This window comes from Gordonia gummivorans (assembly GCF_022513585.1).
Classification (GTDB): domain Bacteria; phylum Actinomycetota; class Actinomycetes; order Mycobacteriales; family Mycobacteriaceae; genus Gordonia.
The window spans coordinates 21,719-36,601 of record NZ_JAKWBF010000016.1; the positions used below are offsets into that span (position 1 = coordinate 21,719).

A 14,883-nucleotide genomic window follows, 5' to 3' on the forward strand; every position below is an offset into this window, starting at 1 on the left:
TCGCGCAGTTCCCGACGCAACCGAATTGTGCACAACGCCGCGAGCGATCGCCATCGTCGGTGATCGCGGGGTATGGTCCGTCAGAACCGAATTCCGGTCCGTTGGGGGTGTCGTGGGCGATCCGCTAGATCAGATGAAGGGTGCGCCCGGCAACATCGACGGGCAGCGGACGGCTTGGGAGACGATGAGCATCGGCGAGGTGCTGGGGATTCTGGCGAAGATGGGCCGCGGAAATGCCAGCGGCGACGCCGAGGCGTTCGCCGGTACCCCGGGTCTCGTAAAGCAGGCGGTCAACCAGATGAACAGTGCATTTGGAACCGACCTCATGCTCGGGCGCGCGGCGGACGGAAGCGTGACCCGCGCACGTCTGCTTGCCAACGCAATAGACACGAGTGCGACCAGAGGACAGCAGGTCGTGGACGCAGTCGAACGCGGTGGCCAGATCGCGGGCGACGCGGCCGCGCTCGCGCCACAATTTCAGGCTCTCCAAGAGCACGTGCGCGACAATCCGGAGGATTCGGCCGCTGCGCGCGCCGCGGTCCGTGCAGCGATGGACAGCACCTACAGCAATCCCATGCTCGCGGCCCAAGCGAATCTGCCTGCAGAGAGAACAGATGACTCTGCTTCGAGGGAACTCAGCAACATCGGCAACCTGGGTTCGACCGACCCGAATAACCCGAACCGTGACAACTCGTCGAACTCTCGCGGCCAGACGGCCAACACAACCGACATCACCGGCGGCGGACCCAACGGCCCGGGGAGCGGACCGACGCCGACTGGCGGCCCGTCGCCGTCGTCGAACTCGCCGAACCGGACGACCCCCGTCGACACGACTAACACGAACAACCCGTCGCGGCAGAATCCTGGTTCGCCCGACCGCAATCCGGACTCGTTGAACCGCGGAGGCCGGGGGACGCCGAACGTCGTGCCGGCCAACATCGACAACCGGCACCCACCCGGCCCTGGCAAGGGCGCTCCCAACAACATTCCGCGCGGTGGCGTTCCCGCGGGTCTCGTGCCGGGTGGACCGCGGAGCCCGGTGATACCGCCTGGGCTCGTGCCGCCTGCCGGAGCGCCCGGGGGAGCAACCAATCCCGGTGCTGGGACACCGAATTCGAATCCCGGGGCCGCCCAGCGACCGGGTACGCCCGGTGTACCTCACGGCGCTGGACGGCCACGCTCGGACGACAAGAAGCACACTCCCGCGATCTACCTCCACAGCGACGACAACGGCAAGGAGATCGTTGGTGACCTGCCGCTCGTCGGACCACCGGTGATCGGCGACTGGGCGCCGCGTGCTGCGCCTGCCGCGAGCGTCCCGGCGCCGAATGAGACGGTTGCAGATGAGGGTTCGGTGGATCTTCGGCTCCCTACACCCACAACCACACCTGCACCCGAGAAGCCGGTCGAACAGCGTGAGGCGTAGGCATGCACCGAGTTGAACGGCTGCCCGGAGGCGTCGCACGACTGGTCGACAGCGTTCCCGACGGAGACATCCCGCAGTGCCTGGCGCTGCTCACCGCGTCGGTCATCGACGTCGCCGATGTGCACTCGCCCGAGATCGCGGAGGCGCTGACACAGTGGCGTGAACGTGGGACCGCGTCGGAACGATCACGCGCACATGTGCGTTCGGTGGTCGCCCAGCACGACCTCGACGCGTTCGTTCACCAGCGACGCGGCGACATCGACAAACAGCGCGAGAGCTTTCGCCGCGCACGCGCCTTCGAATGCATCATGATCACCATCGATTCGGAGAGCCAGGAACCTCGAACCGTGCTCCGCGAGTCCGTGTACGAGGCGGCCGCGGCAATGGGAGGGACCGGCGGAGTCGTGGGTATTCTGGCCGACTTCGTGGTGTGACAGGGTTTGATCCACAGATCTCGTTCCGCCGGTGGATCGGTCGACGATCCAAGGTAGTGTTGCGACAATCGTTACATCGGCAGCCGATGGCGCATACGGGGGAGGTCGGGTGGGAGACAACTACACGTCCAACGACGATATGGGCCTTCAATTGCCCGGATACGAGGCTTCGGACATTGACTCCGTGCGGCGCGGTCCTAACGGCCCAGGTGGCGTCGTCCGGTTCTCGACTGAGGACTGGGAAGGGCGAGCGAGGACGGCGGAGGCGGCTGCGGATACGTTGCAGCAGGCAATTATGAATCTGAATCGAGCTGTTCCGGCGAACTATTTCGGCGACTGCATTGAAGGCCAGAAGATGTACGAGCGTGTTAGAACCGCGATTGACTCATGGCAGGCCGAGCTAAGTGACCAGAGAACGCAAATGAAGCAACTTGCGATCGACTGCCGCCACGCAGGGGCGAGGCTTGACGGTTGCGATATCTCGGCATCGGCGAGTATTCAAACGTGAACTCTAGTCCGTCTGGTTCTCAGAGTGCTGGAGCCGTGTGGGCAATTGTTTCAATCGCACTCGCTCTCCTGACTGGTTGTACCGTCAATGGAGTTCCAGTGAGTGACGGATCTACCACCACGAATTCATTGTCACGACCGTCGATTCGTCAGGTGGATGACGCTGGTCGGAGACTCCCTTTTATGACCGTCTTTCCGAATCGGTGGAGTAGCAACAACGACGGTACACAGTACGAGCCGTGTACGAGCGTGTCGGATCGTGTCCTGGCTTCACTTGGACTCGATCCACGGTCGGTGAGTGATGCTGCGGTTGCCGATCACCAGACGGTTCGTGGATGTGAGTGGGATGTTCTGAATCGGAGACGGGCTTCGGCATCGCAGTACGTTGGTAATCTGGCCGGCTCTGGCGCATCCGATCTCGACGGGTACAAGGCGATATTCGATGACTTTCGATGGTTCCCGGATCGCATGATCGACGGCCGCACGGTTGCCGTTTTCTCGCTCGGGGTTGATCATTGCGCAACTATTACTGTGTCTGGGCGTGCACTTGTGTTCACGGATGCCGCTCTGGATCGAGACGACAAGGATGTGTCTGAAAACTGCAATTTTGCACTCGCTTTCACGCGTGCAACTATCGATAAAATTCCAAGGTAGGCCGTCCATTTGGAGCCGACCCGGGGCGTCCTGCAAATGCGAAGTCTTTGGCTCGACCGGATGGAAAAAATCTAGGGGAAGAAAACTCGTCCCCTAGTTTTGGAGTCTTCCCTGAGGAATTTCTGGGGGAGGACTCCACAAATAGGGGAGGAAGTTCTTCCCCTATTTTCAGGGTCGGTGGCCGCCGACATTTTCGGCTCGCGCGGGTTTCGATACGCGTCGGGTTGGTTTCGAGACGCGCCATGGTCGCTCCGCTCCCTTGCCGCTCCTCAACCCGGCGGCTGCGCTCACTCGCCGCTCCTCGACCGGCAGGGGCTACGCGACTTACGCGAGGTCGAAGCTGTGCTCGACCGCTCGGTTCCATTCGCTGTACAGGCGATCTCGTTCTGACGCGTCCATCGACGGTTCCCAGCGTTTGTCCTCGGCCCAGTTGGCGCGGATCTCGTCTTCGCTGTCCCAGTAGCCGACGGCGAGGCCGGCGGCGTAGGCGGCGCCGAGGGCGGTGGTCTCGTTGACGACCGGTCGGACGACGGGGACGTCGAGGATGTCGGCCTGGAACTGCATGAGGAGGTCGTTGACAACCATGCCGCCGTCGACCTTGAGGGTCGACAACTCCACACCGGAGTCGGCCTGCATCGCCTCGATGACCTCTCGGGTCTGAAAAGCGCTGGCCTCCAAAGCAGCTCGGGCCAGGTGGCCCTTGTTGACGAAACGGGTGAGGCCGACGATCACCCCGCGTGCGTCCGAACGCCAACGGGGCGCGAAGAGGCCGGAGAAGGCGGGCACGAAGTAGGCGCCACCGTTGTCATCGACCTGTGTGGCCAACTGTTCGATCTCGGAAGCATGCGAGAAGAGGCCGAGGTTGTCGCGCAGCCACTGCACGAGAGACCCGGTCACCGCGATCGACCCCTCCAGCGCGTATCGGGCGTCCTGGTCGCCGATGCGGTAGCACACGGTGGTCAGCAGGCCGTGGTTGCTGAACACCGGCTCGGTACCGGTGTTGAGAAGGAGGAAGTTGCCGGTGCCGTAGGTGTTCTTGGCCTCGCCGGGCTCCAGGCACGCTTGACCAAAGGTTGCCGCCTGCTGATCGCCGAGGATGCCGGCCAGCGGAACGCCCGGTAACGAGCCGTGCTCGCGCAGCGGGCCGTAAACCTCTGCGGAGCTGTGGATCTCGGGCAACATCGCGGCAGGGACGCCGAAATCCGCGCACAACGACTCATCCCAGGACAGGGTGCGCAGGTCCATCAGCATCGTGCGCGACGCGTTCGTCACATCGGTGATGTGTAATCCGCCGTCGGCACCGCCGGTCATATTCCAGGAAATCCAGGAATCCATTGTGCCGAAACATAGTTCGCCGTTCTCCGCGCGTTCTCGACTGCCCTCGACACTGTCGAGTATCCACCGCGCCTTGGGGCCGGCGAAGTACGTGGACAGCGGAAGGCCGGTTTTGTCCCGATAACGGCCCGGGCCGTCGTCGCCGGCAAGTTCGGTGCACAGATCGCCGGTGCGGGTGTCCTGCCACACGATCGCGTTGTGGATCGGCACGCCGGTCTCTCGATCCCAGATCACCGTGGTCTCGCGCTGATTGGTCAGCCCGCACGCGGCGATGTCGTCGTACTTCAGATCCGCCGACGCCAGGGCCGCAGCGGTCACCCGGCGGGTGTTGCGCCAGATCTCCTGCGCGTCGTGCTCCACCCATCCCGCCTTGGGGAAGATCTGTTCATGTTCGATCTGCTCGCAGCTGACCACTCGCCCCCGGCGATCGAAGACCATCGCTCGGGTCGACGTGGTGCCCTGGTCGATCGCGGCCACATAGGTGTTTTCGCTGCCCACGCAGCCAGTGTCGCACGCGCCGGTTCGCTGCCACTGCAATCCGCGCGAGATCAATTAGGCTCGATGATCATGGATACCGAGTTCAATCCGGATCGACCTGCGGATATGGGCCCGCTGTATCGCCAGGAGGCGTGGCGCAGGCTCGGAGCGGAACAATTCGACATCGTCGTCATCGGTGGTGGTGTCGTCGGTGTGGGTGCGGCGCTCGACGCCGCCACTCGCGGTCTGCGTGTCGCGCTGGTCGAGGCCCGCGACATCGCGTCGGGCACGTCGAGTCGGTCGTCGAAGATGTTCCACGGCGGTCTGCGCTACCTCGAACAGCTGGAATTCGGCCTGGTCCGTGAGGCGCTACGCGAGCGTGAACTGTCGCTGCGGTTACTGGCCCCACACCTGGTCAAGCCGCTGCCGTTCCTGTACCCGTTGACGCAGCGCGTCTGGGAGAGGCCCTATGTCGCGGCGGGCATCTTTCTGTACGACCGCATGGGTGGAGCCAAATCAGTTCCCGGACAACAGCATGTCACTCGGTCCGGTGCTCTGCGAGTGGCTCCGGCGCTCAAACGCGACTCGCTGATCGGTGGTATCCGCTACTACGACACCGTCGTCGACGACGCGCGCCACAGCCTCACGGTGGCGCGCACCGCGGCCAACTACGGTGCGGTCATCCGAACCTCCACCCAGGTGGTCGGATTTCTCCGTGAATCCGACCGTGTGCTCGGTGTTCGTGTCCGAGACACCGAGAACGGCGAGGTCACCGAGGTGCGTGGACACTGCGTGATCAACGCGGCGGGCGTGTGGACCGACGAGGTGCAGGCTCTGTCGAAACAGCGTGGCCACTTCAAGGTGCGCGCCTCCAAGGGGGTACACATCGTGGTGCCGCGCGATCGCATCGTCAGCGAGACCGCGATCATCCTGCGGACCGCCAACTCGGTGCTGTTCGTCATCCCATGGGAGACGCACTGGATCATCGGCACCACCGACACCGACTGGAACCTCGACCTCGCGCACCCGGCCGCAACCCGCGCCGACATCGACTACATCCTCGAGCGGGTCAACCAGGTGCTCGTGACTTCCCTGACGCACGACGACATCGAAGGCGTGTACGCGGGATTGCGACCGCTGCTCGCGGGGGAGGACGACCAGACGTCCAAGCTGTCGCGCGAACATGCCGTTGCCACCGTCGCGCCCGGTCTCGTGTCGATCGCGGGCGGCAAGTACACCACCTACCGGGTGATGGCGGCCGACGCCGTCGACGCATGCAACGACTTCATCCCGACTCGGGTGGCGCCGTCGATCACCGAACGCGTACCCCTCATCGGCGCGGACGGATACTTCGCCCTGATCAACCAGTGCGAACACCTCGGACAGCGATACGGACTGCACCCGTACCGGATTCGCCGACTGCTCAATCGTTACGGCTCACTCATCGACGACGTGCTGTACTACGCGGCCGGCGATCCGTCGTTGCTGCGACCGATCGCGGCCGCACCGCAATACCTGCGGGTCGAGGTGGTGTACGCGGCCATCGACGAAGCGGCGCTGCACCTCGAGGACGTCCTCGCCCGACGCACCCGCATCGCGATCGAGTACTCGCACCGCGGCGTCGGCTGCGCCGAAGAGGTCGCCGAACTGCTGGCGCCCGTGCTCGGGTGGAGTCCCGAGGACATCGCCTTCGAGATCGATACCTACCGCGCTCGCGTCGAGGCCGAAGTCGCTTCGCAGACGCAGCCCGACGACGAGTCGGCCGACGCACTGCGTGCGGCCGCACCGGAGGCACGTGCGGAGATCCTGGAGCCGGTCCCGGTTGACGGCTGATGAATACGGGGCGTTAGGCGGGACCTTGGGCTCTGTGCCCGGTAACCTCGGCGGGTGAACAATGAGATATGGGAGAAAGACAGGTCATGGTGGACAACCCGATCAAGGAATTGACCGTCGATGAGTCGTGGAATCGGCTTTCTCAAGTCGAACTCGGCCGGATCGCACTGAGTTTCGGCGGACTTCCCGACATCTTCCCGATCAACTTCTACGCCGGCGACGGGCGCATCCTGTTCCGCACCGCAGAAGGAACCAAGCTCTACGAGCTGACCGCCAACGAGCATGTCGCCTTCGAAGCCGACAGCCACGACGGCGTCAGTGGCTGGAGTGTCATCGCGAAGGGCACCGCACGTGTCCTGCAGTCTCATCGCGAGATCGAGGCCGCCGACCAGACTCCGTTGAAGCCGTGGATCCCCACGCTCAAGTACAACTACGTGGAGATCGCGGTCGAAGAGATCACCGGTCGGGACTTCACTTTCGGCGAGGAGCCGGAGCGGTACACCTCCGACGGCTGAGTTCTCAGGCCAACTCCGACAACCGATCCAGCACGGCCTCCTCGAAGGCGTCGGCACCTGTGCCGGCATCGACGAGGATCGGTCCCACGGTGGGGTCGGCAAAGAGTGCGATCAGCAGATGTTCGGTTCCGACGTAATTGTGGCCGAGGCGCTCGGCGGTTCGGACGGTCTCCTCAAGCACCGTCTTGGCGGCATCGTCATACGGGATGAGCGCTCGCGGTTCGGCCTCGCTTGGCGCGTTGATCGCTGAGAGTTGTTGGGCCACAGCGTCCGTGTCTACGTCGAGGGATCGGAGAGCGGCTACCCCCAGCGACTCGGTTTCGCCCAGAACCCCCCGACCGAGCAGCGCCGTGGTGACGTATTCCGAGCGCTCGGAGGTGGCCAGGTTGTGCGCGTTCACGACGGCATTGCGTGCGCGAGGAGTGAAGCGGGCGAACGGATTCGACGCAGCTTCGGCAGGGGCCGCGGGAGATTGTCCGACGAATCGCTTCTGCGCCGCTTGCTTGCTGACGCCCATGCTCGAGCCGATCGCCGTCCAGGACGCGCCGGTGCGTCGGGCCTGATCGACGAAATGTCCGATCAACGAGTCGGCGAGGTCGCCGAGGTGCTGTGCGGCGATGACAGCCCCGGAGAGTTGTTCGAGCGGATCGGTATGGACGGCACGAATGCCGTCGATGAGGTCGTCGAGCCGGACGTTCGTCAGGGGTTTGTTGTCTGTGGGCATGCGTCAACTCTAGGTTGACGGGCATTGGTCGTCAACCCTGGGTTGACGAGCTGGCAGGGCGGCGCCCCTTGCCGCTGGCTGAACGCGAGCTCACGAGCCTCGAAGCCCTTGGTGAGCTGAGAATGCCGTCTCACCAGGCCCTTCGAGGCTCGCTCCGCTCGCACCTCAGGGAGCGGAAGGGGCATGCTCAGGGGGACCGCCACCATCTCAGATCGGATGGGGAGCGGGTGGAGGGCAGGGGGCCACGTGGGGAGGGGCGCGTCGGGTCAGCGTTGGCAGGTTGGGCAGAAGTAGATCACCCGGTCGCCGTCGTCGGCGTCGCCGAGACGGTCACGCCGGATCGGGGTAGCGCAGCGTCTGCACAACTGGCCGCGGCGACCGTAGACCCAGGTGCGTGCGTTTGGGGCCGTCTGACCAGTCGTGCTGCGAGCAGTGCGTATCCGGTTGTTCCACAGCAGCCGACGGCACAGGTCGACCATGGCCGGGATGTCGACGTCGGCCACCGGTGTTGTCGGCAGTACGCCGCGCAGAAAGCAGGCCTCGCAACGGTAGACGTTGCCGACACCCGCCATCAGGCGTTGGTCGAGCAGGGCGAGACCGATCGGCGTGGAAGGCCGCGCCTCGATTCGCCGGACAGCCTCGGCGGCATCCCAGTCGTCGGCGAGCAGGTCCGGTCCGAGATAGGCCAGCGCTGCATCGGGGTCGGCGAGCAGTTCGAGGATGCCGAGTTCGAAGCCGACCGCCTCGGACTTCTGGGTGCGCAGGACGACCCGCGCGTGATGGCCCGGCCGACGCCACCGCGTCCCGAGAGGGTGCACGTGCCACGCGCCCTCCATCTTGAGGTGGGAGTGAATCGATGGCACCGCAACGCCTTCCGGGTCGACCACATCGATCAGCAGGTGCTTACCGCGGGAGCGGACAGCGGTGACGGTGTGTCCGGTGTAGTCGACGGTGGCGAGGGTCGGCGTCCGGAACTGGCAATAGGTGAGCACCTGGCCGTCCAATGCGCGACGCAGCCTGGCCGCCGCTGCGAAGACGGTGTCGCCCTCAGGCATGGAGTCCGTAGCGGAGTCGGACGCCGCGCGGGGTGGTCGCGAAACCTGCCTCGACGAAGGCTGCGGCGATCTGGGTGCCGAGCACGTTTGCGCCGTCGACCTGGTCGATGGTCAGTCGATTGATCCGACCGGACCGGACCGCGTCGGCGAGAGCGGAGCTCGCCTCGCGCAGCAGATCGGCGTCGGCGGTGAAAGTCAGCACCGTCTTGCCGCCACGTTCCACGAACAGCGCGGGCTCACCGTCGGCGATCACCACCAGCGCGCCGGGTTTGCGGCCCGGTCGGTGGCCCGAGTCGTCCGCGCCGGTGGCCGGCCAATCCAGAGCAGCCCCATAAGGATTGGCCGGATCGGTGGCGGCCAGCACCACTGTGTGGTGAGTCTTGCGATCGTCGAGCGCGTGGTGTCGGAGTTCGTCGACGATGGATGGCCGAGCGAACTGGGCGCCGCCGAGCCCGTCGACGTAGTAGCCGCGACGAACGTGGCCGTTGTCCTCGAACACGCTGAGCGCCTTGTAGACCCGAGCGAAACCGCCGGTCACGCCCTCGGCTGCCACCGCGCCACGAGTGACCACTCCGTGGCGGACCAAGAGTTGCTCGCAGACGGCCTGGGTGGCGGTGGTCGGGTCGACGTCGTCGCGGTGGAGGCTGAACCACCGGCCCGTGGTCGACGGTGAACTGGGCCGGGCGCCCGGATGTTCGGCCAGGAACCTGGTCGAGAGTCGTTGTGGCCGAAGCCTCGGCGCGCGGCCTCGTGATCGGTGGGCGGGCGTGCCGCGCGCACCCGCGGATCGCGCCGGCCCGCGGCGGTCGGGCCGCAGCAGCGCACGCACGGCGGAGAAGGAGTCGTTGCCGACCTGGCCCGACCACACCAGATCCCACAGGGCGGTCTCGATGTCGGCGTCCGACGACCCGATCTCCGTGTCGCCACGCACACCATCGGCGAGCTGCGGAAAGCGCAGGGCTCCGCCGGGATTCAGTGCGTCCAGCAACAAACTGTGCGTCGCCGTCAGGTCGATCTCGTCGGCGTCCGCCAGCGTCACGGGGAGCAGGTCGATGGGGTGGAAGGCGATCCAGCCGTCGGCACCGCCGATGCGGCCGTGTCCCGACCACACCACCTCACCCGAGGACAGCAGTTCGTCGAGCATGGCCGGGGTGTAGTCGGCGACCCGGCTCGGCAGGATGAGGGACTCCCACGCCGACGCCGGAAGCTGGTATCCGGCAAGCTGATCGATGACGGTCGCCACGCCGTCGACTCCGCTGAGCCTCTCGTCGGATGCCACGTGATGCCAACTCGACAGGAAGCGGGTCAGCGTGGGCGCGTCGACCGGTGCGATGTCGGCGCGGGTGGCGGCGAGCGATCCGCGCCGGATCTGCCCCAGCACGTCGGCGTGACACCACTGCGTCGTCGATCCCGCGTCGGGGTCGGGCAGGAAATCGCCCTCGATCACCTTGCGCTCACCGGCCAGGCGCACCAGGGTATCTCGGACCACCGCCGTCGCCATCCCGATACCCTCGGCCGCCTCGGCAACGGTGAACGGACCGTGCGTGCGCGCGAAACGGTGGACCAGGTCGGTGACGGGATCGGGGACCGGCTCGGTGTAGGCGGCCGGAATGCCCAGTGGCGCGGGGACTCCGAGGGCATCACGCAGGCGTGCGGTGTCTTCGACCGCCGCCCACAATGGGAAGCCGCGATGGGTGACCGAGATGATCGGGCCGGCGCGGTGCAGGTCGGCCAGTACGGCAGCGGCGTCGTCACCCTGATATCGGGCGGCCACGTCGTCGGTGGTGAGCGGGCCGAGCCAGCGAAGCAGGTCGACGATGTCCTCGGCGTCGCGCGCCTGCCGAGCCGGATCGAGACGCTGGAGTCGGCGTACGACGTCGGCGATCACCGCGGGGTCGAGCAGCTCGCGCAGATCCACCCGGCCGAGGAGTTGGGCGAGCAGGCTCGTGTCCAACGACAGTGCCGCGGCACGGCGTTCGGCGAGCGGTGCGTCGTCGGAGTACATGAATGCACCGACGTACCCGAACAGCAGCGACGCCGCGAACGGCGATGGCTCGGGGGTCTCGACCTCGACCATCCGCACCCGGCGTCTGGCGATTCCGCGCAGGAGGTCGGTCAGCGCTGGCAGGTCGTACACGTCCTGGAGGCATTCGCGCACCGCTTCCAGCACGATCGGGAAGTCGGGGAATTGTGATGCGACGGAAAGGAGTTGCGCGCTGCGCTGACGTTGCTGCCACAAGGGAGCCCGGCGGCCAGGGTCACGTCGGGGCAACAGCAGTGCACGCGCGGCGCATTCGCGGAATCGCGATGCGAACATCGACGAGTCGGCGAGCGCATCGGTGACCATCTGCTCGATGTCGTCGGGGTCGACGACGAAGACTGAGGCGCCGGGTGGTTCGTCGTCGGTGTCGGGCATCCGCACGATGATGCCGTCGTCGGAGGCGGTGGTCGCACCGTCGAGGCCGAGGGTCTGCTGCAGCCGCGCGGAGATGGCACTCGCCCACGGTGCGTGGACACGTAAACCATAGGGGGAGTGCAGGATCACCCGCCAGTCGCCGAGCTCGTCGCGGAAACGTTCGACGACGAGGGTGCGGTCGGTGGGGAGGTGGCCGGTCGAGTCGCGCTGCTCGGCGATCAGTGCTGCCAGGTTGTCGCGCGCATAGTCGGTGAGGCCGAGTGCATGTGCGTGTTTCTCGAGTTGCTCGGGATCGGCGATGGCGCCGGTGAACTTGCCGATCGCCACGCCGAGTTCGGCGGGCCGTCCGACGGTGTCGCCGACCCAGAACGGCAGGCGGCCGGGCTGTCCGAAGGCCGGCGTGACGAGAACACGGTCGTGGGTGATGTCCTCGATCCGCCAACTCGTGGCGCCCAACGCGAACACGTCCCCGACGCGCGACTCGTAGACCATCTCTTCATCGAGTTCGCCTACGCGGGTGGATTTTTCCCCGACCATGAAGACACCGAAGAGCCCGCGGTCGGGGATGGTTCCGCCGGAGGTGACGGCCAGACGCTGAGCTCCGCGTCGGCCGCTGATGGTGTTCGCGTCGCGATCCCAGGTGACGCGAGGGCGGAGTTCGGCGAACTCGTCGGACGGGAAACGCCCCGAGATCAGGTCCAGAGTCGATACGTACACATCGCGGCTGAGTTCCCGGTACGGCGCGGCGCGGCGGATGACGTCGAACCATTCGTCGACGTCGAGGTCGTCCATTGCCGCGGCGGCGATCGTCTGCTGGGCAAGGACGTCGAGCGGATTCGACGGGACGCGCAGTTGCTCGATGTCGCCGGCGAGCATGCGTTCCACGGCGACCGTGCAGTGCACGAGATCGGTGCGGTGCTTGGGGTAGAGCACGCCCTGGCTGATCTCGCCGACCTGGTGACCCGCCCGGCCGATCCGCTGGAGACCACTCGCGACCGACGGTGGCGATTCCACCTGGATGACCAGATCGACCGCGCCCATGTCGATGCCGAGTTCCAGCGAACTCGTTGCAACCACGCAGCGCAGCCGACCCGACTTCAGGTCGTCCTCGATCTCGGCCCGCTGCTCCTTGCTCACCGAGCCATGGTGGGCGCGGGCCAAGGCGGTGGGTGCGCCGCCGCTGGCGCCGCTCGCCATAACAAGCGCAGGTGCGCCACCGGCTACACCGGGATTTGGCGCATTGGTGACCGGCGTCCCCGAGCGGTCGGCGTGGATCTCGTTGAGCCGAGCGGTGAGTCGTTCGGCGAGGCGCCGGGAGTTGGCGAAAACGATCGTTGCGCGGTTGCTTTCGATGGCGTCGACGATCGAGGCCTCCACATGCGGCCAGAGGGAGCCGGCGGTCGGGGAGAAGGCGTCGTCGAGGTCGTCGTCGGGTGCATCGGCGGGCGGCGGGATGTTCGCCATGTCCGGCACAGGCACGTCGACGCGCAGATCGAAGGTCTTCGCGGCGGGCGGTCGGACGACGCGGCAGGGACGGGAGCCGGCCAGGAACTGCGCGACCAACTCTGGCGGTCGGACGGTCGCCGACAACCCGATCCGCTGTGCCGGCTCGTCGAGCAGCTCGTCAAGTCGTTCAAGGGAGACCGCGAGATGGGTGCCGCGCTTGGTGCCGGCGACGGCGTGCACCTCGTCGACGATGACGGCGTCGACGTTGCGGAGAGTGTCGCGGACCGACGAGGTGAGGATCAGATACAGCGACTCGGGGGTGGTGATGAGGATGTCCGGTGGCTGCCGGGCAAGGAGCCGGCGCTGATTGGCCGGCGTGTCCCCCGAGCGCAGGCCGACGGTGATGTTCGGTTCGGGAAGGCCGAGCTCCTGGGCCGCACGCGTGATCCCGGTCAGGGGGGCGCGCAGGTTGCGCTCCACGTCGACCGCAAGTGCTTTGAGTGGCGAGATGTAGAGGACGCGGGTGCCGTGCGCGCGGTCGGGTTCGGCGGCCAGACGGTCGAGCGCCCACAGGAACGCCGACAGCGTCTTGCCAGACCCGGTAGGCGCGATGACCAGTGTGTTCTCACCGTCGGCGATGGAGTTCCATGCCCCGGTCTGAGCAGCAGTGGGCTCCGGGAAGGCGCCACTGAACCACCGCCGCGTCGGGGCGGTGAAGCGCTGCAGTACAGACGCGGTTCGGGCCACCTCGCCATCATCCCCTACGGCTGTGACAACTCCGTGGCGCGAGCGCGAGCAGGCCGAGCCGGTCAGGGTATAAGGTCAGCACACGCCAGTGCGGGGAATCCGGTGCAAGTCCGGAACGGTCGCGCCGCTGTGAACGACGGTCAACTGAGAATCGACGTGAGTCAGAGTGCCGCGCTGGTAACCGGTTCAAACGAACTGCCGACGCGTGATCGGCGAAAGGACAGGCAGATGACTGCTTCCACCAAGGCGGCACCCGCATCTCGGGCGCTCGCGGTACCCAATCTCTCCGTCGCCAGCGCGGCACTGTGGCTCAGCCTCACCGTGCTGCTGGTGTCGATGGCCTACTACTTCCTGGGCTACGACCAGGGCGCGGTGTCGGTGTTCGGTTCCGACACCCACATCCACGAGTTCGTCCACGACGCCCGCCACTTCCTCGGCTTCCCCTGCCACTGAGCGAATCTGAGCCAGGAGACAAATAAACATGGAGAAGAAGTTCATCGGCGCCGGCCTGTTCTCAGGCCTGATCGCCGGAATTCTGTCGTATCTGTTCGCCCGACTGTTCATCGAACCGCAGGTCGCCAAGGCCATCGACTACGAGGATCTGCGTTCGGGCGCCGAGGAGGAACTCGAGATCGCGGCGGGCGGACACGTCCACGGTGAGGGTGGCGAGGTGTTCACCCGCGCCATGCAGCAGAACCTCGGTGCCGGAGTCGGCACGCTGGTGTTCGCGTTGTGCATGGGCGCGTTCTTCGCAGTCGCGTTCTCCGTGCTGTGGACCTATGTCGGACGGCGTTACCCTGCGACCGATCCGCGGTGGCTCGCCGGCGCACTCGGGGTGATCGGGTTCGTGTCTTTCTTCGCGGTTCCGTTCTTCGCGTACCCGGCGAATCCGCCGGCGGTCGGCGACGACGACACCATCGGCGCGCGCTCGGGTGCATTCCTGACCATCACGTTGATCTCGGTGGGCGCGGCGATTGCGGCCGTCGTGTTCGCGTTCTGGTTGCGCCCCCGCATCGGCGGGCTCGTCTCGGCCATCGTGAGCGTGGTGGGGTACCTGGCGGTGATCACCGTCGCGGTGGCTCTGCTGCCGGAGTTCCACGAGGTGCCCAAGGAGTTGCGCAACGACCAGGGCGTCATCGTCGCGCCAGGGTTCCCCGGTGACGTCATCGGCGATTTCCGGGTGTACGTGATCGCCAACCAGGTGATCCTGTGGACCGTGCTGACCGTCGTGTTCGCCCTGGTTCTCGGCTACCTGGCGCGGCCTAAGACGTCGGCGCTGGCGTCGAAGGGCATCACGGCCGAGGTCAACTGAGG

General features: G+C 66.1%; 12 protein-coding genes and 1 riboswitch. Of the genes, 8 read left to right on the plus strand and 4 right to left on the minus strand.

The window, feature by feature from the left end:
* Positions 1 to 112 precede the first annotated feature (112 nt).
* The 4 genes from MKW15_RS13200 (at position 113) to MKW15_RS13215 (ending at position 3,021) form a co-directional block, all read left to right on the plus strand.
* Entirely contained in the window at positions 113 to 1,426 is a 1,314-nt protein-coding gene (locus MKW15_RS13200; RefSeq protein WP_240858757.1) for a hypothetical protein, read from the plus strand.
* A 2-nt stretch (positions 1,427 to 1,428) separates the two neighbouring features.
* Complete coding sequence (locus tag MKW15_RS13205) at positions 1,429 to 1,860, plus strand: hypothetical protein (protein WP_240858759.1); 432 nt, start codon at positions 1,429 to 1,431, stop codon at positions 1,858 to 1,860.
* 109 nt (positions 1,861 to 1,969) lie between these two features.
* Positions 1,970 to 2,368 (plus strand): hypothetical protein, encoded by a 399-nt coding sequence (locus MKW15_RS13210; protein WP_240858761.1) that lies wholly within the window; start codon positions 1,970 to 1,972, stop codon positions 2,366 to 2,368.
* A 98-nt stretch (positions 2,369 to 2,466) separates the two neighbouring features.
* Positions 2,467 to 3,021: a DUF3558 family protein gene (locus MKW15_RS13215; protein WP_240858763.1), complete on the plus strand. Its 555-nt coding sequence runs from the start codon at positions 2,467 to 2,469 to the stop codon at positions 3,019 to 3,021.
* A 324-nt stretch (positions 3,022 to 3,345) separates the two neighbouring features.
* On the opposite strand, the gene glpK is transcribed toward MKW15_RS13215, so the two are convergent.
* Complete coding sequence (gene glpK / locus MKW15_RS13220) at positions 3,346 to 4,833, minus strand: glycerol kinase GlpK (protein ID WP_240858974.1); 1,488 nt, start codon at positions 4,831 to 4,833, stop codon at positions 3,346 to 3,348.
* 90 nt (positions 4,834 to 4,923) lie between these two features.
* On the opposite strand from glpK, the gene MKW15_RS13225 reads away from it, so the two are divergent.
* Together MKW15_RS13225 and MKW15_RS13230 are read left to right on the plus strand one after the other, a co-directional pair.
* Entirely contained in the window at positions 4,924 to 6,666 is a 1,743-nt protein-coding gene (locus tag MKW15_RS13225; protein WP_240858764.1) for a glycerol-3-phosphate dehydrogenase/oxidase, read from the plus strand.
* Positions 6,667 to 6,752: 86 nt separating this feature from the next.
* Positions 6,753 to 7,181: a pyridoxamine 5'-phosphate oxidase family protein gene (locus tag MKW15_RS13230; protein ID WP_240858976.1), complete on the plus strand. Its 429-nt coding sequence runs from the start codon at positions 6,753 to 6,755 to the stop codon at positions 7,179 to 7,181.
* A gap of 4 nt (positions 7,182 to 7,185) precedes the next feature.
* Here MKW15_RS13230 and MKW15_RS13235 read toward each other — a convergent pair whose 3' ends face one another.
* The 3 genes from MKW15_RS13235 to MKW15_RS13245 all read right to left on the minus strand — a co-directional run bounded on the left by MKW15_RS13235 (position 7,186) and on the right by MKW15_RS13245 (position 13,569).
* Positions 7,186 to 7,905 carry a Clp protease N-terminal domain-containing protein gene (locus MKW15_RS13235; protein ID WP_240858767.1) on the minus strand — a complete coding sequence of 240 codons (720 nt, stop codon included), beginning with the start codon at positions 7,903 to 7,905 and terminating at the stop codon, positions 7,186 to 7,188.
* Positions 7,906 to 8,171: 266 nt separating this feature from the next.
* Positions 8,172 to 8,960 carry a DNA-formamidopyrimidine glycosylase family protein gene (locus tag MKW15_RS13240; RefSeq protein WP_240858769.1) on the minus strand — a complete coding sequence of 263 codons (789 nt, stop codon included), beginning with the start codon at positions 8,958 to 8,960 and terminating at the stop codon, positions 8,172 to 8,174.
* Positions 8,953 to 13,569, minus strand: a complete 4,617-nt coding sequence (locus MKW15_RS13245) for an ATP-dependent helicase (protein ID WP_240858774.1) — start codon at positions 13,567 to 13,569, stop codon at positions 8,953 to 8,955. The genes MKW15_RS13240 and MKW15_RS13245 overlap by 8 nt, the downstream gene beginning before the upstream one ends.
* 93 nt (positions 13,570 to 13,662) lie before the next feature.
* A riboswitch (cobalamin riboswitch) is annotated at positions 13,663 to 13,740 on the plus strand.
* Positions 13,741 to 13,797: 57 nt separating this feature from the next.
* Here MKW15_RS13245 and MKW15_RS13250 point away from each other — a divergent pair.
* Together MKW15_RS13250 and MKW15_RS13255 are read left to right on the plus strand one after the other, a co-directional pair.
* Positions 13,798 to 14,022 (plus strand): CbtB domain-containing protein, encoded by a 225-nt coding sequence (locus tag MKW15_RS13250; RefSeq protein ID WP_240858775.1) that lies wholly within the window; start codon positions 13,798 to 13,800, stop codon positions 14,020 to 14,022.
* 28 nt (positions 14,023 to 14,050) lie between these two features.
* Complete coding sequence (locus MKW15_RS13255; RefSeq protein WP_240858777.1) at positions 14,051 to 14,881, plus strand: CbtA family protein; 831 nt, start codon at positions 14,051 to 14,053, stop codon at positions 14,879 to 14,881.
* Positions 14,882 to 14,883 lie beyond the last annotated feature (2 nt).